This window comes from Bacteroides sp. OM05-10AA (genome assembly GCF_003439055.1).
Lineage (GTDB): Bacteria > Bacteroidota > Bacteroidia > Bacteroidales > Bacteroidaceae > Bacteroides > Bacteroides intestinigallinarum.
In genome coordinates this window covers 1-19,691 of the sequence record NZ_QSUR01000047.1, presented here as the reverse complement: position 1 = coordinate 19,691, position 19,691 = coordinate 1, and the positions used below count along the sequence as shown (strand labels likewise).

24 protein-coding genes and 1 pseudogene are annotated in these 19,691 nt (G+C 54.8%); 22 read left to right on the top strand and 3 right to left on the bottom strand.

Annotated features, from left to right (window positions below; translation table 11 throughout):
* Positions 1–234 precede the first annotated feature (234 nt).
* Both DXB58_RS24550 and DXB58_RS24545 read left to right on the top strand, forming a co-directional pair.
* Positions 235–639 carry a dihydrofolate reductase family protein gene (locus DXB58_RS24550; protein ID WP_122138558.1) on the top strand — a complete coding sequence of 135 codons (405 nt, stop codon included), beginning with the start codon at positions 235–237 and terminating at the stop codon, positions 637–639.
* Positions 640–879: 240 nt separating this feature from the next.
* Positions 880–1,488, top strand: a complete 609-nt coding sequence (locus tag DXB58_RS24545) for an RteC domain-containing protein (protein ID WP_122138557.1) — start codon at positions 880–882, stop codon at positions 1,486–1,488.
* A 64-nt stretch (positions 1,489–1,552) separates the two neighbouring features.
* Here the strand turns inward: DXB58_RS24545 and mobC are convergent, their stop codons facing one another.
* Genes mobC through mobA form a run of 3 tightly spaced genes read right to left on the bottom strand, consistent with a single transcriptional unit; the run spans position 1,553 to position 5,219 of the window.
* Complete coding sequence (gene mobC / locus DXB58_RS24540; protein WP_122138556.1) at positions 1,553–3,562, bottom strand: conjugal transfer protein MobC; 2,010 nt, start codon at positions 3,560–3,562, stop codon at positions 1,553–1,555.
* Between the two features lie 2 nt (positions 3,563–3,564).
* Entirely contained in the window at positions 3,565–4,812 is a 1,248-nt protein-coding gene (gene mobB / locus DXB58_RS24535; RefSeq protein WP_122138555.1) for a conjugal transfer protein MobB, read from the bottom strand.
* Positions 4,791–5,219 (bottom strand): conjugal transfer protein MobA, encoded by a 429-nt coding sequence (gene mobA / locus DXB58_RS24530; protein ID WP_119965359.1) that lies wholly within the window; start codon positions 5,217–5,219, stop codon positions 4,791–4,793. Before mobA ends, mobB begins: the two co-directional genes overlap by 22 nt.
* Before the next feature lie 436 nt (positions 5,220–5,655).
* Here mobA and DXB58_RS27770 point away from each other — a divergent pair, with 436 nt between their 5' ends.
* The 20 genes and pseudogenes from DXB58_RS27770 to DXB58_RS24430 all read left to right on the top strand — a co-directional run bounded on the left by DXB58_RS27770 (position 5,656) and on the right by DXB58_RS24430 (position 19,593).
* On the top strand, positions 5,656–5,856 hold the full coding sequence (locus DXB58_RS27770) for a hypothetical protein (RefSeq protein ID WP_158571584.1): 201 nt from the start codon (positions 5,656–5,658) through the stop codon (positions 5,854–5,856).
* Positions 5,857–5,869: 13 nt separating this feature from the next.
* Positions 5,870–6,625 carry a ParA family protein gene (locus DXB58_RS24520; protein ID WP_122138573.1) on the top strand — a complete coding sequence of 252 codons (756 nt, stop codon included), beginning with the start codon at positions 5,870–5,872 and terminating at the stop codon, positions 6,623–6,625.
* Positions 6,626–6,629: 4 nt separating this feature from the next.
* A complete protein-coding gene (locus DXB58_RS24515; RefSeq protein ID WP_122138554.1) occupies positions 6,630–7,052 on the top strand; it encodes a DUF3408 domain-containing protein in 423 nt (140 codons plus the stop codon).
* A gap of 55 nt (positions 7,053–7,107) precedes the next feature.
* Positions 7,108–7,362: pseudogene (locus DXB58_RS24510) on the top strand (DUF3408 domain-containing protein); the annotation flags it as partial.
* A gap of 2 nt (positions 7,363–7,364) precedes the next feature.
* Positions 7,365–7,631 carry a DUF3408 domain-containing protein gene (locus DXB58_RS24505; RefSeq protein WP_122138552.1) on the top strand — a complete coding sequence of 89 codons (267 nt, stop codon included), beginning with the start codon at positions 7,365–7,367 and terminating at the stop codon, positions 7,629–7,631.
* A gap of 6 nt (positions 7,632–7,637) precedes the next feature.
* Entirely contained in the window at positions 7,638–8,327 is a 690-nt protein-coding gene (locus tag DXB58_RS24500; RefSeq protein ID WP_122138551.1) for a conjugal transfer protein TraD, read from the top strand.
* 146 nt (positions 8,328–8,473) lie between these two features.
* Positions 8,474–8,773, top strand: a complete 300-nt coding sequence (locus DXB58_RS24495) for a DUF4134 domain-containing protein (protein WP_119965349.1) — start codon at positions 8,474–8,476, stop codon at positions 8,771–8,773.
* An 11-nt stretch (positions 8,774–8,784) separates the two neighbouring features.
* Complete coding sequence (locus DXB58_RS24490) at positions 8,785–9,123, top strand: DUF4133 domain-containing protein (RefSeq protein ID WP_122138550.1); 339 nt, start codon at positions 8,785–8,787, stop codon at positions 9,121–9,123.
* Positions 9,107–11,608: a TraG family conjugative transposon ATPase gene (locus DXB58_RS24485; RefSeq protein ID WP_122138549.1), complete on the top strand. Its 2,502-nt coding sequence runs from the start codon at positions 9,107–9,109 to the stop codon at positions 11,606–11,608. The genes DXB58_RS24490 and DXB58_RS24485 overlap by 17 nt, the downstream gene beginning before the upstream one ends.
* A 23-nt stretch (positions 11,609–11,631) precedes the next feature.
* Entirely contained in the window at positions 11,632–11,997 is a 366-nt protein-coding gene (locus tag DXB58_RS24480) for a DUF3876 domain-containing protein (protein ID WP_119965342.1), read from the top strand.
* A 25-nt stretch (positions 11,998–12,022) separates the two neighbouring features.
* A complete protein-coding gene (locus tag DXB58_RS24475; protein WP_122138548.1) occupies positions 12,023–12,652 on the top strand; it encodes a DUF4141 domain-containing protein in 630 nt (209 codons plus the stop codon).
* Positions 12,653–12,687: 35 nt separating this feature from the next.
* Entirely contained in the window at positions 12,688–13,746 is a 1,059-nt protein-coding gene (gene traJ, locus DXB58_RS24470; protein WP_122138572.1) for a conjugative transposon protein TraJ, read from the top strand.
* Between the two features lie 18 nt (positions 13,747–13,764).
* The gene (traK, locus tag DXB58_RS24465) at positions 13,765–14,388 is read left to right on the top strand and encodes a conjugative transposon protein TraK (RefSeq protein WP_122138547.1); all 624 of its coding nucleotides are present in this window, start codon (positions 13,765–13,767) and stop codon (positions 14,386–14,388) included.
* A 16-nt stretch (positions 14,389–14,404) separates the two neighbouring features.
* Entirely contained in the window at positions 14,405–14,719 is a 315-nt protein-coding gene (locus tag DXB58_RS24460) for a TraL conjugative transposon family protein (protein WP_233527358.1), read from the top strand.
* Positions 14,661–16,016, top strand: a complete 1,356-nt coding sequence (gene traM / locus DXB58_RS24455) for a conjugative transposon protein TraM (RefSeq protein ID WP_122138545.1) — start codon at positions 14,661–14,663, stop codon at positions 16,014–16,016. Before DXB58_RS24460 ends, traM begins: the two co-directional genes overlap by 59 nt.
* A 57-nt stretch (positions 16,017–16,073) precedes the next feature.
* Positions 16,074–17,108, top strand: a complete 1,035-nt coding sequence (traN, locus tag DXB58_RS24450) for a conjugative transposon protein TraN (RefSeq protein WP_122138571.1) — start codon at positions 16,074–16,076, stop codon at positions 17,106–17,108.
* A gap of 2 nt (positions 17,109–17,110) precedes the next feature.
* Positions 17,111–17,692 carry a conjugal transfer protein TraO gene (locus DXB58_RS24445; protein ID WP_122138544.1) on the top strand — a complete coding sequence of 194 codons (582 nt, stop codon included), beginning with the start codon at positions 17,111–17,113 and terminating at the stop codon, positions 17,690–17,692.
* Positions 17,693–17,696: 4 nt separating this feature from the next.
* Positions 17,697–18,596, top strand: coding sequence for a toprim domain-containing protein (locus DXB58_RS24440; protein WP_122138543.1), 900 nt, complete (start codon positions 17,697–17,699; stop codon positions 18,594–18,596).
* A 47-nt stretch (positions 18,597–18,643) separates the two neighbouring features.
* Positions 18,644–19,045, top strand: coding sequence for a DUF3872 domain-containing protein (locus DXB58_RS24435; protein ID WP_122138570.1), 402 nt, complete (start codon positions 18,644–18,646; stop codon positions 19,043–19,045).
* Positions 19,042–19,593 carry a tRNA (adenine-N(6)-)-methyltransferase gene (locus DXB58_RS24430; RefSeq protein WP_122138542.1) on the top strand — a complete coding sequence of 184 codons (552 nt, stop codon included), beginning with the start codon at positions 19,042–19,044 and terminating at the stop codon, positions 19,591–19,593. Before DXB58_RS24435 ends, DXB58_RS24430 begins: the two co-directional genes overlap by 4 nt.
* Positions 19,594–19,691 lie beyond the last annotated feature (98 nt).

Below are 19,691 nucleotides of genomic sequence, written 5' to 3'. Positions count from 1 at the left end.
AAAGCCTATGCTCTCTGTCCGACTATATATAGACATAAGACCGCAAGGCGTTTCAAGTGTAAATCTGGTAAATTGAAACTAAACGAAGCTAATTGCGTGATGCTTATGCTATGCTTTTGCATAGCGTGCACTCACGTATTTCGTTTAGGGGCTTACCAGAGCCTACACTTGAAGTAGTGTGTTTGCACGCTTCTTTTTTGCGACTTCCGGTTGAAACCCTAAAAACCGGATGATATGGCAAAAGTACAGATGCTCGCCCTCCAATCCATCGACGGATACATGATAGATAACCGTCCCGAATTGTCCGCTGTCCTTTCCGACGAGATAGCGAAGTTAAGAACTGCCGCCACTCACTTGTTGAATAAAGACGTTTCGCTGACCATGTTGGGCGATTGGGCGGACAATGAGGCGGCGAACATCACCTATCTTATCGAGGCCGACAACCAAACGGCGGCCACCACCGACGGAATGTTCCGGATGGGATTGATCGACGAGATTGTTCTCTACACGATACCCGTCATTCTCGGTCGCGGCAAACGGCTGTACCAATCTCCACTGCCCGAAATTTCTTGGAAATGTACCTCCACCCGTATCTGCACGGACGGCACGGTGCAGGCCGTTTTTCGTCGGAGCAACTGACAGAGGCTTAACGCATTTTACACCATATAGGCGTTAAGAAACTTAACGCCGTTAAATAATTTTACGCTTTTTTCTCCTCCGAAAAAGCGACCTCAAAATATTTTTCGCATTTATATTGCTGTTTATCAGTATTATGTAAATAACTTATTGCAATTTGTCATTGGCTGGAACTCCGTTTGTTCTAAACACTTACGTGCGCATACAGAAAACAGAGTCAATAACCGAAAAAAGAAATGACAAATGGAATATATCGTACTGACGGAAACGGATTTCTTCCGTCGCATCAATGAGGCCGACAGCCTGAACGACCTGTGTTCGTCTTATCGGGACTTTACCGATAGAGTGATACAACTCTGTATGGGAGGAATGAACCTGCACCATGCCGTCCTCGCCCTTATCCATGTGGAGACGGAGCTGCAATTCCACCAAAAGTTTTACGGCGTGGAAACGGACAGCGTTTCGGGATTGTATATCCGCAAAGCCCTCGCTTTCGTGCGAAGGACGCAAAAGATTCTTGTACCCCAAGTGCCACCACTATCCACCCCGCAAACCGATTCGCAACCGACAAGCTCTTTCCGTTGGACGGGCAGCCTTGTCGAATTGATTGAAATTATCTACGCCCTCGACGAGCTGGGCTGTATCAATGACGGGCAGAACAATATCAAGGAGCTGGCGGCCTTCTTCGGTTCGCTGCTCGGTCTGGAAATTAAGGACAGACATTGCTACGACGCCTATCTGGATATGAAACGCCGCAAGAACGAGAGCCGGACTTACTTTCTCGACAAGTTGAGCGAACGTCTGAATCTGCGGATGCAACGCGATGATGCACGGGAGCGGCAGCGTCGGTAAGTACCACATTATTATATATAGAAAAGGCGGTAACATTCAAATTACCGCCTTTTTTATGATTATGCTATTTCTGCTGTAACAGATGCGCCAGCGCCGGATCGTTCTGTATGCGTTGCAATTCGTCGGCGACAATCTGCCGTACGTCGGCTTTGATACGGTTGTAGTTCTCTTGTATCTGCTCTTTCATGCAGTCCTTGCCGTTCTCGTCCGTGAAATCGGTAATAACGGGTATCGGCTTATAGGCTTTCTCCTCCCGTTTTACTTTTTCAGCGTCCACGACAATTTCGCAGTGGAAAATCTTTTGCTCGATGCGCTCGTCGAAGGTGTCCGCTACGGAGCCGACGAACATTCCCTGCGTCAGAGAGGAAATTTTCGAGGGCGGGATAAGCGAATCCATCTGGGTGTTGATGGAGGTGGACTTGTCGTTGCGGTTGATCGTGATGCTCTGCCGCCTCTGCAAGATTTTTCCGAAACGCTCGGAGAGCGTCTTGGCCGTCTCTCCGACAACCTGACCGGAGAAGATATTGCCGACGGTGTTCATCACGACTTTGGCCTCCTTGTCGCCATAGTCGCGGACTAATTGGGAGAAATCCTGAAAGCCTAACAGCACGGCCACCTTGTTGCTTCGCGCCGTCGCTATCAAATTGTCCAAACCCTTGAAATATATGGTCGGCAACTCGTCGATGATGATCGAGGATTTGAGCTTTCCTTTCTTATTGACGAGTTTCACGATGCGCGAGTTATACAAACCGAGCGCCGCGCCATAGATGTTTTGGCGGTCTGGATTATTGCCCACGCAGAGGATTTTCGGCTCCTGTGGATTGTTGATGTCGAGCGTAAACTCGCTGTCCGACATCACCCAATAGAGTTGCGGTGAAATCATCCTCGAAAGCGGAATTTTGGCCGATGCGATCTGCCCCTGAAGCTGCTCGGCAGCGCCGCCGAGCCATGCGTCCATGAAGGGCGAAAGGTAGTTTTCGAGTTCGGGGTAAGAGGATAGTATCGGGAAAATATCCTCGTACCGACGGTTCAGAAACTCGACGGCGTGCGGAAAGGTGCAATACTTTCCGTTCTGGTATATTTTGAGATACCAAATAATTGCAGCAAAGAGGATTATGGGCGATTCTACGAAGAAGTCGCCCTGCTTTTGCACCCACGTCTTGTTCAAATTTAATAGGATTGTGTATGCGCTCTCGTAGGCGTCCGTAATGTCCTCCATGAAGTCGGGATGTATGGGGTTGCAGCGGTGGCTGCGCCTCGGATCGTCGAAATTGATTACATAGAATTTCGGCTTTACCTCGTACCCGTCCAAATGGTTCAGCAGGTGGTTGTAGGCAATGGTCGAAAGGTCTGGGAACTTAAAGTCGTAGATATACATCGAGTAGCCCTTTTCGATCTGTTGCTTGATGTAGGAATTGACTACGGCATAGGATTTTCCGCTGCCGGGCGTGCCTAATACGATGGATGCACGCTGCGGCAAAAGAATGTTGATCCAGCCGTTGTTCCACCTCTTTTTATAGTAGAAACGGGTGGGCAGGTTCACGGAGTATTCGTTGGTCAGAAGGCGTGTCTCCTGCATGAAGCTCTCGTTCTCGTTGTTGAACGGATCGTCCATGAGGTTGTTCTTCAAAAGGCGGCTCGCCCACAACCCGGCCATCAGGAGGCAGACGTATCCCGCCGCCACCGTTGCGATGTAGAGTGTTACGGTCGCCGTGAGCGGCAGGGGCAGGTCGAGCAGCCACCAGTTCAGGAAGAACAGCACGAAGCCCGCCACGAGTGCCGTGCCGATTTTCGGCCACGTAATCTTCTCGTCCTTTACGCCCGTCGTGCCCAGACACGAGAGCGCGAGCAGCACGACGGCAAAGAGTTTCGTATAGAGTATGGAGTGGAACAGATGCGCCGTGCGGTCGAAGTTCATCAGAATCTTATCGACCACGCCGATATTCACGCCCCACGCGAGTATCGCTTCATAACAATACCAATACACGTTCATTACTACTAATAATATACTTACGGCACGCAGAAAATCCATGATTTTCGCCAATGCCCTCAAATCGTCTTCTTGTTGCATAATGATTAGATTTTACGATGTTTTCTTTTTTTCTTCTTTCTCCGCTGCATCTCGTGCATGAACGCCTGCTCCTCGGCATCCGCCCCGCCTGCCGACGGCGAGAACAGTCCCAAAGCGTCCGGCAGCTCTTCATAGCCGGCCGCCTGCGAGGTGTTGTCCGCCGTTTCTGCTACGGGTTGCGGCAGGTCGATAGAGAGCGGAATCCCCGGAGCGGGAGGTGCGAAATGTTCCTGCAAGGCGTTTGCTGAAAGCTCCTTGCCCATGCGCGAGCCATTCAGGACGCAGCCCGTGCGGTGGTCGATGAACGTCGCGCCGTATATGCGCCCTGTGTCGGTCTCGCGCAGTACCACGTTCACGCCTTTGGCTTCGAGTGCCGCGACAAACTCCGTCCTCTCTTTCGTGCGCCGCATGGCGGCAAGCACGGTCGCCTTTGTCATGTCGCCCGTCTTCTGCTTCTTGATCTGCGCCTTGCTTGTCTCGCACCACCTCCCGAACGCCTCGTACCCGTAGCGTTTGCCGAAACGGGAGGCTTTGATCGGTGTGCCGACCTTTTCCCCCTGCGCGTCGATGGCCGAATAGACGAAGCCGTGATATTCGCGTCCCTGCATCTCGCCCCTGCACTCCTCGACGGTTATGCCGTAGAGCGACAGCAGGGCGCGGTATTCTCCGAGCGACTGAAAGCGGTACTTGCCGGATATGCCTTTCAGCACGTTTCCGATCTGCTTCTTCACGTCGCCCTGCGCCGCATCCACGCGCCGCAGCGGTTCGCACTGCGTCTGCCGCTTGCGCTCGGCAGGATGCAGGCCGTACTGCTGCTCCAAAGCACGGGTGATGTTCTTGCTGCGGCGGTGCAGAAAGCTGTCGCCGATTTTCTTCCCTTGCTCGTCCACGCATAGCGTCACGATGTGCACGTGGTGGCGGTCGATGTCCTCGTGCTTGAAGATCGCATAGGGCTGGTCGCCGTAACCGAGTCTTGCGAGATACTCCTCGGCGATGGCCGTCAGCTCCGTGTCGCCCAGACGGTCGTCGGGATGCGGGTTCAGGGAGATATGAACGACGGGTTTCGCCGTCCGCACCTGCTCCGGCAGACAGCGTGCGAAGTCCTCCGCAGCCTGCCGGATGTCGAGGCAGCCTGTCCCCTCGTCGAAGATTCTGTTGGTCGCCAGCAACCGCCCCTGCCCCTCGTTTACCTTCTCGCCGTTGTACGCCAAAGCCCCGTAAAGGGAGCTTCCTACGTTAATTTTGGCAACCATTGCTGCTGAAATTCGTGGGTTAGGGCGAGAATCCGACGGCTTATTTCGGCGAGTTCCACCGTCAGGCGCTCCAATTTATAGAGCAGCGCCATCGCCTTTTTCTCCGAAAAGCGGCTCTTCAGCTCCTTTACGGTCTGGTTGTAATTGACGCCTACGGCACGGTATTGGGCGTGCAGCGAGGAGAGTTTCGTGTAATAATCGACGAGCGTCCTATCGACTTTCAGCACGCGAAACTCCGCGCCGAATACGCGGGCTTTGATGAATACCGCTTTGGCATACACGCCCGATTGCTCGTACAGAGCGAGGAAACGGGCGTATTCCTCGTCCGTGAAGCGCACCATGACCGGATGCGCGGCCTTGTCGGGTTTGGGCGGCTTGCCCCCGACGTTTCTTGTCTTACCTTTCATATACTTATGGATTTAGTGGTTGCGCGACATAAGCCACCACACGGATGCAGACCGCAGGTCTCCTCTTTGTGGCTGCCCGACTTCGGAGGGACAGCCCGGCCCCCTGCAAGGGCAAGGTTTTCGGGAGTAACCCGAAAAGTATCGAGTTACTCGATACACACCTTGCTATGTTCCGATGAACATAAAAATCCGTCCGGGGACGGATTGCGGGAGAACCGATTTCGACCGCAGCATGAAGCCGCGTGGTGCGCCCTGTCGCTTGGGTGCAAATGTAGAGGTTTCCGGCGTCGGATTCCAGAGGCCGAAAACGCCAAACACTGCCATCCCGACGCCACAAGCTGCCACATGGGACGCAAACGATACAAGCGACATTTTTTCCTTGTTTATTTGCGGCATAAACCAATATGCGGCGGGCGGAACATTCGGAAGTAGATAGGTGCAGACCGAGGTACGGACGGACAATCCGAGCAACCCGCACATGTCGGGCAGACGGTTGCAGCAACCAGCCCAATGTTGGTTGGTTGCGACGTTGGGCTGTCCGTCGGGATATACGCCCGTCAGGACGGCCAAACATCGGAACGGCGATAAGGCTGACCGAATGTTTGTAAAAACAGATAACTCAATGTATAACGATTAAAATGTATGACAGTATGAACAAACCGATTTACGTGGCTTTCTCCACACAAAAGGGAGGAGCCGGAAAAACAACCATCACGGCGCTCGTCGCAAGTTACCTGCACTATGTCAAAGGATACAACGTCGCGGTTGTCGATTGCGACTTTCCGCAGTACAGCATCCATGATATGCGCAGGCGCGATATGGACACGACCATGAAGGACGAGCATTATAAGGCGATGGCCTACGAGCAGTTCAAACGGCTCGACAAGAAAGCCTATCCCGTGCTGTGCTGCAAGCCGGAGGATGCGGCGGAAACGGCGGCGAAGCAGGCCGGAACGGGGCGACCTCTGGACATCGTGTTTTTCGACCTGCCGGGCACGATCAACAACCCGAATATCGTAAAGGCCATCGCCGCGATGGATTATATTATCTGCCCGATCATCGCCGACCGTGTCGTGATGACCAGCTCCATGCAGTTCGCCACGGTCATCAACGAGCACATGATCAGCACGGGAAAGACCGACATCAAGGGGCTGTATATGCTCTGGAACATGGTGGACGGACGCGAAAAGACGGAGATCTACTCCGCCTACGAAAAAATCTGTGCGGAGCTGGCGCTTCCGATACTGAAAACCTATCTGCCGGACAGCAAGCGTTTCCGCAAAGAGGCCGCCTCGGAGCGCAAGGCGGTATTCCGCTCGACGCTCTTCCCTGCGGACAGAACACTCGTAAGGGGCAGCAACCTCGATGCACTGGTCGATGAAATCCTGACAATCGTAAAGCAGTAAGTCTATGGCGAAAAAAACGAATGTCGAGGGTATCGACGAGAATTTTATCATCAACTCGTTCCGGCAGGACGACTTGACGCTTCCGCCGTCGGCACGGGCGACAGAAAGTCCGACCGACGAGGCGGCGGCAGCTCCCGAACCCCTGCCGCCGGAGGAGCAGCGGGAAGAGCCTCGCCGCCGAAAGGCCAGAAACAAAGAGCAGGATTACGGAGCACTCTTTCTGAAAGAGGCGACTATACCTGCAAGGATCGGCAAGACAGTTTACATCCGTAAGGAGTATCACGAACGCATACAGCTTATTCTGCGGGTAATCGGCAAAGACGAAGTGTCGCTGTTCAGCTATATCGACAACGTGCTGGCGCATCACTTCGATATGTTTCAAGAGGAGATAAAAAAACGCTATGAGATGAATAACAATATTTTCTAATAAATAAAAACGGATAATCATGAGTAAGAAAAATTATTTCGGGCCTTCATTCGAGGAAATGTCGGAAACGAAAGCCGCCGCTGCCGACTACCGAGGCAAATATCTAAAACGCAATGAGATCAAAACGCGCCAATGCGTCTATATCAGCAGGGAAATTCATACCAAGATTTCCAAAATCGTGAATATCCTTGCCGCCGAAAAAGGTATTTCCATCGGCGGATATATTGACACGGTTCTCGCGCAACATCTCAAAGAACATCGGGAAGCGATTAACATCCTTTATAAAAAACAACTCAATAATTTGATTTAGCTATGATTTGGAAAAGATGGAACAAGCGGGAGGCGAAGAAGAATTACCGCTCGCGTTATTTGAAGAAAGCCGATACGGTCGCCCGTCAGGGCAAGCTGGTCTATGTACGCAGGGAGTACCACGAGCGAATCAGGCGTATCGCCCGCGTTATCGGCGGCGACGATGTTACGCTGTTCAGCTACATCGACAATGTGCTGGCGGAGCATTTCGCCTCTCACAAGGAGGTCATCGCCTCGCTGTACGACGAACATAACCGTCCTATTTTTTAGACGGCTATGGAGACGCTTTTAGTATGCCTGCTTGTCGGCTACGGGATATGGCTGGCCGCCTACCTTTGCTGGGAGAAGCATCAGGCGGGGAAAAATCCGCAGTCGGATGCGACACTCGCCGTACCGCCGCAGGAGCGGCCGGACATCGTGGGGAAAAGCACCTTTCGGATAAGGCCGAGAACGCCAGATGCTGCCATCCCGACGCCACAAGCTGCCACGAAACCGGAAAACGAGAAACCGATGGAAAATGCGGCTACATTTGTCCCCGAAACCGAAAAACGGACTTCCGCGCGTATCCCCGACGAGAAGCTGGACGAGGCTTTCGAGCATCTGGAAATTCCCGATGTACCGCTCGAATACGAGGAGGAGGAGACGTGGGAAGAAGAGGAGGAGATGCCGCTCGCGGCAGGCCGCCAGCGCTACGCTTCGGGAGCGAGCTTCGAGGAGATCGCCCGTGCGGTCAAGACCGCAGGCGACAGCTCGGCCACCGACACGGAGCGCAGGCAGGCGGGGCAGGTTTTCGGACAGCTCGGCGGCACGGAGTTTTTCGAGCGGCTGTCGAACGGTTCGGCAGCCATCGGAGCGAAAATATCGGGATTGATGGACTATTATTTAAGCCCGCCTGCCGTGGCGGTGGCCCCGTCGCCCGATATGCCGGACGAGGCCGTCGGTTTCGACATTCGGGATTTTGTATAACGATTAAAAGAGTAATGAACGATGAAAGAAAAAGAGTACGGGTAGCTGCACCCCTGAAATGCAGATCACTAAATCCACAAAGTTAAAATCAGTATCAACCCGCCGGGCGGCCTATCCAACCGTCCGGAACAATCCGAAAACAATTTATGAACAAGAGACATCTTCTTTTCTCGGCAGCCCTTCTTCTGGCTGCATCTTCGGCCTTTGCACAAGGCAACGGCATGGCGGGCATTACCGAAGCCACCAATATGGTGACGAGCTATTTCGATCCGGCAACGAAGTTGATTTACGCTTGCGGAGCGGTCATCGGTCTGATCGGCGGCGTCAAGGTCTATGGCAAATTCTCGTCGGGCGATCCCGACACGTCGAAAACCGCCGCGAGCTGGTTTGGAGCGTGCATTTTCTTGATTGTCGCCGCGACCATCTTACGCTCGTTCTTCCTGTAAAAACGCGCATCATGGCAGAGTTCCCTATCAACAAGGGGATCGGCCGTTCGGTTGAGTTCAAGGGGCTGAAAGCGCAGTACCTTTTCATTTTCTGCGGAGGTCTGCTCGTCGTATTCGTCCTCTTCATCATCCTCTACATGGTCGGTATCGACCAATGGTTCTGTATCGGCTTCGGGGTGATTTCTGCGTCCGTTCTGGTCTGGCAGACATTCGCCCTGAATGCCCGATACGGGCAACATGGATTGATGAAGCTGGGCGCAGTACGCAGCCACCCGCGCTATCTGATCAACCGTCGCCGCATCGCCCGATTATTTACCCGTAAAAAAGAGAAGAATGAGAAACATACTTAAAGCATCGACGCTCGAATCGAAATTTCCGCTGCTGGCTGTCGAGCACGGCTGCATCCTCTCCAAAGAAGCGGACATCACGGTGGCCTTCGAGGTCGAGTTGCCGGAGCTGTACACCGTGACCTCCGCCGAATACGAGGCCATACATTCGGCATGGTGCAAGGCCATCAAGGTCTTGCCCGATTACAGCATCGTCCACAAGCAGGACTGGTTCGTGCGCGAGCAGTACCGCCCCGAACTGCAAAAGGACGACATGAGCTTTCTGTCGCGTTCGTTCGAGCGTCATTTCAACGAACGTCCGTACCTGAACCACTCGTGCTTTCTGTTCCTGACGAAAACCACGAAGGAGCGCAGCCGCCAGCAGAGTAATTTCAACACCCTCTGCCGGGGGCATATCATCCCGAAGGAGATACGCGACAAGGACGCTGCGGCCAAATTCATCGAGGCGACCGAGCAGTTCGAGCGCATTATGAACGACAGCGGCTTCGTCCGCCTGCGACGCCTTACTTCCGATGAGATTACCGGAACGGCCACGAGTGCGGGATTGATCGAGAAATACTTTTCCCTTTCATTGGAGGATACCGCCTGCTTGCAGGACATCTCCCTCTCGGCCGGGGAGATGCGCATCGGCGACAATATCCTGTGCCTGCACACGCTCTCCGACGCGGAAGACCTGCCGGGCTATGTGGCTACCGATACCCGTTACGAGAAGCTCTCCACCGACCGCTCGGACTGCCGTCTGTCGTTCGCTTCGCCCGTCGGCTTGCTGTTGCCGTGCAACCACATTTATAACCAATATCTGCTGATCGACAACAGCGAGGAAAATTTGCAGCGTTTCGAGAAAAGCGCCCGCAATATGCAGTCGCTCTCGCGCTATTCGCGTTCCAACCAGATAAACAAGGAGTGGATCGACGAGTATCTCAACGAGGCGCATAGCCTTGGCCTTACCTCCGTGCGTGCCCACTTCAACGTGATGGCATGGTCGGACGATAGGGAGGAGCTGAAGCACATCAAGAACGACACGGGCAGCCAGCTCGCGGCGATGGAGTGCACCCCGCGCCATAACACGGTGGACTGCCCGACGCTGTTCTGGGCGGCCATACCGGGCGGAGAGGGTGATTTCCCCGCCGAGGAGAGCTACTACACGTTCATCGAGCAGGCGGTCTGCCTCTTTACCGGTGAGACCAACTACCGCTCGTCGCTCTCGCCGTTCGGCATCAAGATGGTCGATAGGCTCACGGGCAAGCCGCTGCATCTGGACATCAGCGACCTGCCGATGAAGAAAGGCGTGATCACGAATAGGAACAAGTTCATTTTAGGGCCTTCGGGCAGCGGCAAGTCGTTTTTTACGAACCACCTCACGCGGCAATACTACGAGCAGGGGACGCATATCGTGTTGATCGACACGGGTAACTCTTATCAGGGATTGTGCGAGATGATCCGCCGCAAGACCGCAGGCGAGGACGGAATCTATTTCACGTACACCGATGAAAGCCCCATCGCGTTCAATCCGTTCTACACCGACGACAAGGTGTTCGACATCGAGAAGCGCGAGAGCATCAAGACGCTACTCCTGACGCTCTGGAAAAAGGACACCGAGCCTGCCACGCGCTCCGAGGAGGTCGCCCTCTCGAACGCCGTGGCGCTCTACATTGAGCGTATCAAGCGGGATGCGGGGATCGAGCCGTCGTTCAACACCTTCTACGAATTTGTAAAGAGCGACTACCGCGCCGTGCTGGAGGAGAAAAAGGTGCGCGAGAAAGATTTCGACCTCGCTAATTTCCTCAATGTGCTGGAGCCGTATTATCGCGGCGGGGAGTACGACTACCTGCTGAACAGCGACAAGCAGTTAGACCTGCTGCAAAAGCGGTTCATCGTCTTCGAGATCGATGCCATCAAAGACCACCCGATCCTTTTTCCGGTAACGACGATTATCATCATGGAGCTGTTCATCAACAAGATGCGCCGTCTGAAAGGCATCCGTAAGATGATACTTATCGAGGAGGCGTGGAAGGCCATCGCCTCGGCGAACATGGCCTCCTACATCAAGTACCTCTATAAGACGGTTCGTAAGTTCTACGGCGAGGCCGTCGTGGTCACGCAAGAGGTGGACGACATCATCGCCTCGCCGATTGTCAAGGAGAGTATCATCAACAACTCGGATTGCAAAATCCTCTTGGATCAGCGCAAATATATCAACAAGTTCGACCAGATACAAGCGCTCTTGGGGCTGACCGACAAGGAGAAGGGACAGATTCTCTCGATCAACATGGCCAACCACCCCTCGCGCCTCTATAAAGAGGTCTGGATCGGGCTGGGCGGCACGCAGTCGGCGGTCTATGCCACCGAGGTCAGCGCCGAAGAGTATCTGGCCTACACGACGGAGGAGAGCGAGAAGATGGAGGTATATGCCCTTGCCGAGAAGCTGGGCGGCGACATCGAGGCGGCGATACGGCAGCTCGCCGAGAGCCGCAGAAATAAAAAGTAATCACATCAAAAAACGAAAAGTATATGAATATAAGCAGAGAAAAGTGGCTCACATTGAGCAGTTGTATGGTCTCGCTTGCGGCTTTGATGCTGCAAGCCTGCACCGAAGTAAAGGAGACGGATTGCAGCAAGCTGTGCGGAAATTGGGTAAGCGTGGGCAGGAAACCCGACGTGCTGATCTACCGCGAGGGCGACGCCTACAAGGTTACGGTATTCAAGCGCGGCGGCCTCTCGCGCCGCATGAAGCCCGAAACCTACCTGTTGCGCGAGGAGAACGGCAATCTTTTCATCAACACGGGCTACCGTATCGACATCGCCTATAACGAGGCGGCGGACGTGCTGACCTTCTCGCCGCACGGCGACTATACCCGCGTGAGCGAACAACAGTAAACAAACCGCTAAATCCCAAAAGAGAATGAAAACAAGAATCATCCTACTACTCGGCGCGTGCCTGCTCCTTGCGGGCACGGCGCGGGCGCAGTGGGTTGTCAGCGATCCGGGCAACCTCGCGCAAGGCATCATCAATGCCTCGAAGAACATCATCCACACCTCGAAGACGGCGACCAATATGGTGTCGAATTTTCAGGAGACGGTGAAAATCTACGAGCAGGGCAAGAAATATTACGACGCCCTCAAATCGGTAAACAATCTGGTCAAGGATGCCGTCAAGGTCAAGAACACGATTTTGATGATCGGCGAAATCTCGGACATCTACGTGTCGAACTTCCAGCTTATGCTGCGCGATGAGAATTACACGCCCGAAGAGCTTTCGGCCATCGCTTTCGGCTACACGAAGCTGCTGGAGGAGAGCAACGACGTGCTCAAAGAGATGAAGGACGTGGTGAACATCACGACGCTCTCGATGACCGACAAGGAGCGCATGGACGTAGTGGACAGATGCTACAACCGTGTGCGCAACTACCGCAATCTGGTGATGTACTATACCAACAAGAACATCTCGGTGAGCTACCTGCGAGCACGGAAAAAGAACGATATGGACAGAGTGCTGTCTCTGTACGGCAGCGGCAGCGAACGCTATTGGTAAACCTTTGACACGATACGCTTATGATGTTAATGGCAATAGAATTTGACAACCTGCATACCATCCTGCGCTCGCTCTATTCCGAGATGATGCCGCTCTGCGCGGACATGGCGGGCGTGGCCAAAGGTATCGCGGGCTTGGGAGCGCTCTTTTATGTGGCCGTGCGCGTGTGGCAGTCGCTCGCCCGCGCCGAGGCCATAGACGTGTATCCCCTCCTGCGGCCTTTCGCCGTCGGCTTTTGTATCATGTTCTTCCCGACCGTCGTCCTCGGCACGCTTAACGCGGTGTTAAGTCCTGTCGTGCAGGGTACGAACCGGATGCTCGAAACGCAGACGCTCGACATGAACGAGTACCGCGAGCAGAAGGACAAGCTCGAATACGAGGCGATGATGCGCAACCCCGAAACGGCCTACCTCGTCTCGAACGAGGAGTTCGACCGACAGCTCGAAGAACTGGGCTGGTCGCCGAGCGACATGATCGCGATGGCCGGAATGTATGTCGAGCGCGGTGCTTACAACATGAAGAAGAACATCCGCGACTTCTTCCGCGAGGTGCTGGAGTTGCTGTTCGCCGCTGCCGCCCTGCTGATCGACACGCTGCGGACGTTCTTTCTGATCGTGTTGAGCATACTCGGCCCGATAGCCTTTGCGATCTCCGTCTGGGACGGCTTCCACTCCACGCTCACGCAGTGGATATGCCGCTACATACAGATTTATCTGTGGCTGCCCGTTTCAGACCTTTTCAGTTCCGTGCTGGCGAAGATTCAGGTGTTGATGCTGCAAAACGACATTTCGGAGTTGCAGAACAACCCGAACTTCTCGCTCGAAGCCTCCAACGGCGTGTATATCGTGTTCCTAATCATCGGGATCATCGGCTATTTCACGATTCCGACCGTTGCCGGATGGATTATCCAAGCCGGAGGTTCGGGAAGCTACGGACGTGCCGTGACGCAGCTCGCGGGCAAGGGAGCCGGAGTTGTGGGTGGCGTCGCCGGAGCAGCCGTGGGCAATGTGGCCGGGCGTGCCGGACGCGCGGGCATGAACATGGGTAAGGCCGCATGGAAGCACACCGCAGGCAGACTGTTCAAACGAAAATAATCCTATAAAAGTAACAAGATGGAATTTAAGTCATTGAAAAATATCGAAACATCGTTCAGGCAGATACGTCTGTTCGGTATCGTCTTCATCTCGCTGTGCGCCCTCGTCGCCGTCTATTCGGTGTTCAGCGCCTACGGCTTTGCCGAGAAGCAGCGCGAGAAGATCTACGTGCTCGACGGCGGCAAATCCTTGATGCTCGCCTTGTCGCAGGACTTGTCCCAAAACCGCCCTGCGGAGGCACGCGAGCACGTCCGCCGCTTTCACGAGCTGTTTTTTACACTCTCCCCGGAAAAGAGCGCCATCGAGCACAACCTCAAACGCGCCCTGCTGCTCTCGGACAAGAGCGCCTACAACTACTATGTGGACTTCGCCGAGAAAGGGTATTACAACCGCATCATCGCGGGCAATATCAATCAGGCGTTGCAGGTCGATTCTGTGGTCTGCAATTTCGACCGCTATCCCTACGAGGTCAATACCTACGCGCGGCAGATGATTATCCGCGAGAGCAACGTGACGGAGCGCAGCCTCGTAACGCGCTGCCGTCTGCTGAACGCCTCGCGCTCGGACGACAACCCGAACGGGTTTACTATCGAGGGCTTCACGATTCTGGAAAACCGCGACCTGCAAACATTGGAGAGATAGGCGTATGGGAAAGTGTATGAAACGTGTCCGCGATTGGACGGACAAGCAGGATGAGCGGCTGCGCCGAAAGTTGGAGGCGCTGCCGCAGCGGACGAAACTCGCCGTTGTTCTGGTGATCTTTACCTTTTTCGCCGTCTGCGCCCTCTTTACGTTCGGGACGGCACTCTACCAGATCGGACGGGAAAACGGACGGCAGATAGAGATCGAACATATCAGAGAGTTAAACCTGCCCCAAAAGCAGGACAGTATCAACCTTTATAAATATTACGATTATGGAACAAAAGGAACAGAACAAAAATCCGACTTCCTCCCCGAAAGATGCGAAGCCTGAACAGACGCTTACGCCGCAGCAGCGGCAAAAGCGCCGAAAGATGCTCGTGTACCCGCTTATGGGGTTGCTCTTTGCGGGTTCGATGTGGCTGATCTTCGCACCCTCCGAAAAGGAGAAGGCCGAGGCGACGCAGGGCATGGGATTCAATACCGAAATGCCGCAGCCCGCAGAGTCGGGCATCATCGCCGACAAACGCACCGCCTACGAGCAGGCGCGGATGGAGGAGAAACAGCAGGAGCGCCGCTCGCAGATGCACGACCTCGCCTCCTTGTTCTCGGACAAGGAGGAAGAGCCGCAGGACGGGCATGACGACTTCGACCTGCTGAATCCCGAACCCGAACAGCCCGCCCGTGCCTATGGCGGCGGCAGTTCCCGACAGACGATCCGCTCCTCGGCCTCGGCGTATCAGGACATCAACCGCACGCTGGGCGGCTTCTACGAACAGCCTGCCGACGATCCAGAAAAGGAGGAGCTGCGCGAGCGCGTCGAGGAGCTGGAGGCGATGATGGTGCAGCAGGCCGCGCCCTCCGGTGCGTCGCTCGACGATCAGGTAGCCCTGCTGGAGAAGTCCTACGAGCTGGCGGCCAAGTATATGCCTGCGGGACAGAACGGTGTGCAGCAGCCCTCCCCGGCAGGCGACGGCAAAAACCAAAAGGCGCATACCCGCAACGGCAAGGCGGTGGCGATGCCCGTGCAGCAGGTAACGACGCGGGTGGTGTCGGCACTGACGCAGCCGATGAGCGACGCGGAGTTTATCGAGGCGCATAGCGGGGAGCGCAATTACGGTTTCCACACAGCTATCGGGAGCGCAAGCACCGCCGAAAAGAATACCATCGCGGCTTGTGTACACTCTGACCAGACCGTAACCGACGGGCAGACCGTTCGCCTGCGGCTGCTGGAGCGGATGGAGGTGGCAGGAATACGCATCCCGCGCAACACCATAGTCGTGGGTACGGCACGGGTACAGGGCGAACGCCTCGGCGTGGAGATTACCTCGCTCGAATACGGGGGGACAATCATTCCGGTCGAACTCGCCGTATTCGACAGCGACGGGCAGGAGGGCATCTTCATCCCCAGCTCGATGGAAATCAGCGCGGTCAAGGAGATTGCCGCCAACATGGGTTCGTCGCTCGGTTCGAGTATCAACATCTCCACCGACGCCGGGGCGCAGCTCGCCTCCGACCTCGGAAAAGGAGTGATACAAGGGACGAGCCAGTACATCGCCCAGAAGATGCGCGTCGTCAAGGTGCATCTGAAAGCCGGATACAAGGTAATGCTTTACCAGCCGGAGAATTAACAGACAACCGATTATTAAACCGGGGTTCTTAACCCCACCACTAAATCCACAATGAAAATGAAAAAGATTTTTGTAATGATGTTCGCCCTTTTAACGGGCATCGGTGCAGTCCATGCACAAGAGCAGGTAACGACGGAGAACGGCACGCAGCAGGCTGCCGATAATGCGGAGCAAAGCATCGAAACAGAGCAGGAGCCGGAGAAGATCGCCTTGCAGAAAGAGGTCTATCCGCAGGCGGAGGTCGACGGCGACCTCTATCACGGCCTCACGAAGAAACTCACGTTCGACCGCATGATTCCCCCGCACGGGCTGGAGATTACCTACGACAAGACCGTCCATGTCATCTTTCCGGCGGCGGTGCGCTACGTCGATCTCGGCTCGCCGAACCTTATCGCGGGCAAGGCCGAAGGCGCGGAGAATGTGATCCGTGTGAAGGCCACCGTGCGCGATTTCCGCACGGAAACCAATATGTCGGTCATCACCGAGGACGGTTCGTTCTATACCTTCAATGTGAAGTATGCCGCCGAACCGCTGCTGCTCAATGTCGAGATGTGCGACTTCATCCATGACGGCAGCGCCGTGAACCGCCCGAACAACGCGATGGAGATTTACCTCTCGGAGTTGGGGAGCGAATCGCCGCTACTCGTGCGTCTTATCATGCAGTCCATCCACAAGCAGGACAAGCGCGAAGTGAAGCATATCGGTTGCAAGCGCTTCGGGATTCAGTATCTTCTCAAAGGTATCTACACGCACAACGGGCTGCTCTATTTCCACACCCAGATTAAGAACGCCTCCAACGTGCCGTTCGACGTGGATTTCATCACGTTCAAAATCGTCGATAAGAAAGTGGCCAAGCGCACGGCCATCCAAGAGCAGGTCATTTTTCCGCTGCGTGCCCACAACTACGCCACACGCGTGGCCGGAAAGAGGGACGAGCGCACTGTATTCACGATGGCGAAGTTTACCATCCCCGACGACAAGTGTCTCGTTGTGGAGCTGAACGAGAAGAACGGAGGCCGCCATCAGTCGTTTACCATCGAGAATGAAGACCTCGTGCGTGCGAATGTCATCGACGAACTCAAAGTGAAATAGCCATGAAGCGGTTTTTAATCATCCTCGTTGCGTCGCTCGCCCTCTGTGTGGGGCGGGCCGACGCTCAACGATGCCTCCCCAAGATGCGGGGCATCGAACTGAAGGCGGGCATGGCCGACGGGTTCTACTCGCACGCGAGCCGTGCCGAAACGGGTTACTATTTCGGGGCGGCGCTTGCCACCTACACCAAAGGCGGCAACAAGTGGGTGTTCGGCGGCGAATACCTGCAACGCTATAATCCTTATAAGGAGAACCGCATCCCGACGGCGCAGTTCACGGCGGAGGGAGGATTCTACTACAATTTCCTTTCCGACGCGCGAAAAATTTTCTTCGTCTATATCGGCGGTTCGGCACTCGCCGGATATGAAACGGTGAATTGGGGCGAAAAGGTGCTGTTCGACGGTTCGCGCCTTGCGAGCAAGGACGCTTTCATCTACGGCGGGGCGCTCTCGCTCGAAGTGGAAACCTACCTCGCCGACCGCATCGCCCTTTTGGTAAATGTCCGCGAGAGGTGTTTATGGGGCGGCTCGACGGGGCATTTCCATACGCAATACGGGATCGGCCTTAAATTCATCATCAACTGACGGCATGACGATAGATGAAATACGGCAGTTGCCTTTGGAAACCTTTCTGCAACGGCTGGGGTATCATCCTGCCATGCAGAAACGAAACGATCTGTGGTACAACGCTCCCTACCGCGAGGAAAAGACGCCGTCGTTCAAAGTCAATACGGACAGAAATATCTGGTTCGATTTCGGGGCGGGACACGGAGGCGATATTTTCACCCTTGCCGGAGAGTTGATCCGCAGCACGGATTTTCTCACGCAGGCGAAATACATCTCGGACACCGTAGGCGGGAATTTCGTGCCGCTCCCTGCGCCGCGACCTGCAAAGGAGCGTGCCGCCGAGCCTGCATTTCACGAGGTCGAGCAAAAGACGCTGATCTACGGCGTGCTGAAAGACTATCTCGCGCAACGGGGCATCTCCCCGGAGGTGGCCGCCCGACATTGTCGGCAGATCAGCTACCGCGTACACGGAAAACCCTATTTCGCTATCGGGTTCCCGAACGTGTCGGGAGGATGGGAGCTGCGCAGCAAGTTGTTCAAGGGCTGTGTTCCCCCGAAGGACATCTCCCTCGTCTCGCATCGGAAGACACCGACGGATGCCTGCGACGTGTTCGAGGGGTTCTTCGACTTCCTATCCGCCGCGACGCTCGGAGTGGCCGAAGGTAACGATGTGGTGGTACTCAATTCGGTCGGCAATCTGGCCAAGTCGTTTCCCCATCTGGACGGTTACGCGAAAATCAACTGCTGGCTGGACAACGACGAGGCGGGACGAAAGACGTTCGAGGCGCTGCGTGCCCGCTACAAGGAGAAGGTAGTCGATTGTTCGGGGCTTTATGCCGGATGCAAAGACCTCAATGAACACCTGCAAAAGAAATTGCAGGAGAAAATGACGAATAACAAAACATTAAAATTCAGGTTATGATTAGAAGTTTCAATATCACAAGATTAGGTTTTTCTTTTTTCATCGGGATGATGGCTTGTCTGCTTTCGTCCTGCGACAATGAGCTGGAGGTTCGGCAGGCGTACCCGTTTACGTTGGAGACGATGCCCGTGCAGACGAAGATCGTAAAGGGCGAGACCGCCGAGATACGATGCACGCTCCACCGCGAGGGGCGCTACGACGAGGCGCGGTACACGATCCGCTACTTTCAGCCCGACGGCAAGGGAACGCTCCGCATGGATGACGGCACGGTATTCCTGCCCAACGACCGTTATCCGCTCGACCGCGAGGTGTTCCGTCTCTACTACACCTCCGCATCGACTGACCAGCAGACCATCGACATCTACGTCGAGGACAATTTTGGGCAGGTCGTGCAACTTACGTTCGATTTCAACAACGAGAGTAAAGACGAGGAAGAGGTGCAGGTATGATTTACGCAGGATACAAGAAACATCCGCTCGGCGACGAGCAATACACGCCGCGTCATGCGGTGCTGCCGATTATCAAGTTCCTGCCACGACACGCCGTCGTCTGGTGTCCGTTCGATACCGAGAACAGCGAGTTTGTCATCGCGCTGAAAGAGGCGGGGCACGAGGTCGTCTTCTCGCATATCTTTACGGGGCAGGACTTCTTCGAGTATGAGCCGCCGAAGTGGGATATGATCGTTTCCAATCCACCGTTCAGCCGCAAGCAGCAGGTCGTGGAACGCTGCCTTGCGCTGGGCAAGCCGTTCGCACTTCTGTTGTCGAATTTATGGTTGAACAGCAGTGCTCCCTGCCGATTTTTCAAAGAGCGGGAGATGCAGATACTTCTGTTCGACAAACGGATAAACTACTCGGAAAAGAACGCCGTGTATTTCGGTTCGAGCTACTTTTGCCACAAGGTGCTGCCCAAGCAAATCGTGTTTGAACACCTTGCGACGGTCAAGGGGGAAAAGAGCCGGATGTGGGCGGATATGAAGAAAGTAAAGGCATTGTAATATCGGCTATGCTATATAGACAATACCTCCGGCAGTTCGGGCTGTCGGAGGTATTCTTTGTACGCTCGGCATGAGCATTATCTAACGGGTGTAAGTCC

Excerpts from the sequence above, each read along its gene's own strand:
- DXB58_RS24550 (WP_122138558.1), top strand. The coding sequence starts at position 235 with ATGGCAAAAGTACAGATGCTCGCCCTCCAATCCATCGACGGATACATG.
- DXB58_RS24545 (WP_122138557.1), top strand. The coding sequence starts at position 880 with ATGGAATATATCGTACTGACGGAAACGGATTTCTTCCGTCGCATCAAT.
- mobB (WP_122138555.1), bottom strand. The coding sequence starts at position 4,812 with ATGGTTGCCAAAATTAACGTAGGAAGCTCCCTTTACGGGGCTTTGGCG.
- mobA (WP_119965359.1), bottom strand. The coding sequence starts at position 5,219 with ATGAAAGGTAAGACAAGAAACGTCGGGGGCAAGCCGCCCAAACCCGAC.
- DXB58_RS24520 (WP_122138573.1), top strand. The coding sequence starts at position 5,870 with ATGAACAAACCGATTTACGTGGCTTTCTCCACACAAAAGGGAGGAGCC.
- DXB58_RS24515 (WP_122138554.1), top strand. The coding sequence starts at position 6,630 with ATGGCGAAAAAAACGAATGTCGAGGGTATCGACGAGAATTTTATCATC.
- DXB58_RS24505 (WP_122138552.1), top strand. The coding sequence starts at position 7,365 with ATGATTTGGAAAAGATGGAACAAGCGGGAGGCGAAGAAGAATTACCGC.
- DXB58_RS24500 (WP_122138551.1), top strand. The coding sequence starts at position 7,638 with ATGGAGACGCTTTTAGTATGCCTGCTTGTCGGCTACGGGATATGGCTG.
- DXB58_RS24495 (WP_119965349.1), top strand. The coding sequence starts at position 8,474 with ATGAACAAGAGACATCTTCTTTTCTCGGCAGCCCTTCTTCTGGCTGCA.
- DXB58_RS24490 (WP_122138550.1), top strand. The coding sequence starts at position 8,785 with ATGGCAGAGTTCCCTATCAACAAGGGGATCGGCCGTTCGGTTGAGTTC.
- DXB58_RS24485 (WP_122138549.1), top strand. The coding sequence starts at position 9,107 with ATGAGAAACATACTTAAAGCATCGACGCTCGAATCGAAATTTCCGCTG.
- DXB58_RS24480 (WP_119965342.1), top strand. The coding sequence starts at position 11,632 with ATGAATATAAGCAGAGAAAAGTGGCTCACATTGAGCAGTTGTATGGTC.
- DXB58_RS24475 (WP_122138548.1), top strand. The coding sequence starts at position 12,023 with ATGAAAACAAGAATCATCCTACTACTCGGCGCGTGCCTGCTCCTTGCG.
- traK (WP_122138547.1), top strand. The coding sequence starts at position 13,765 with ATGGAATTTAAGTCATTGAAAAATATCGAAACATCGTTCAGGCAGATA.
- DXB58_RS24460 (WP_233527358.1), top strand. The coding sequence starts at position 14,405 with ATGAAACGTGTCCGCGATTGGACGGACAAGCAGGATGAGCGGCTGCGC.
- traM (WP_122138545.1), top strand. The coding sequence starts at position 14,661 with ATGGAACAAAAGGAACAGAACAAAAATCCGACTTCCTCCCCGAAAGAT.
- traN (WP_122138571.1), top strand. The coding sequence starts at position 16,074 with ATGAAAAAGATTTTTGTAATGATGTTCGCCCTTTTAACGGGCATCGGT.
- DXB58_RS24445 (WP_122138544.1), top strand. The coding sequence starts at position 17,111 with ATGAAGCGGTTTTTAATCATCCTCGTTGCGTCGCTCGCCCTCTGTGTG.
- DXB58_RS24440 (WP_122138543.1), top strand. The coding sequence starts at position 17,697 with ATGACGATAGATGAAATACGGCAGTTGCCTTTGGAAACCTTTCTGCAA.
- DXB58_RS24435 (WP_122138570.1), top strand. The coding sequence starts at position 18,644 with ATGATGGCTTGTCTGCTTTCGTCCTGCGACAATGAGCTGGAGGTTCGG.
- DXB58_RS24430 (WP_122138542.1), top strand. The coding sequence starts at position 19,042 with ATGATTTACGCAGGATACAAGAAACATCCGCTCGGCGACGAGCAATAC.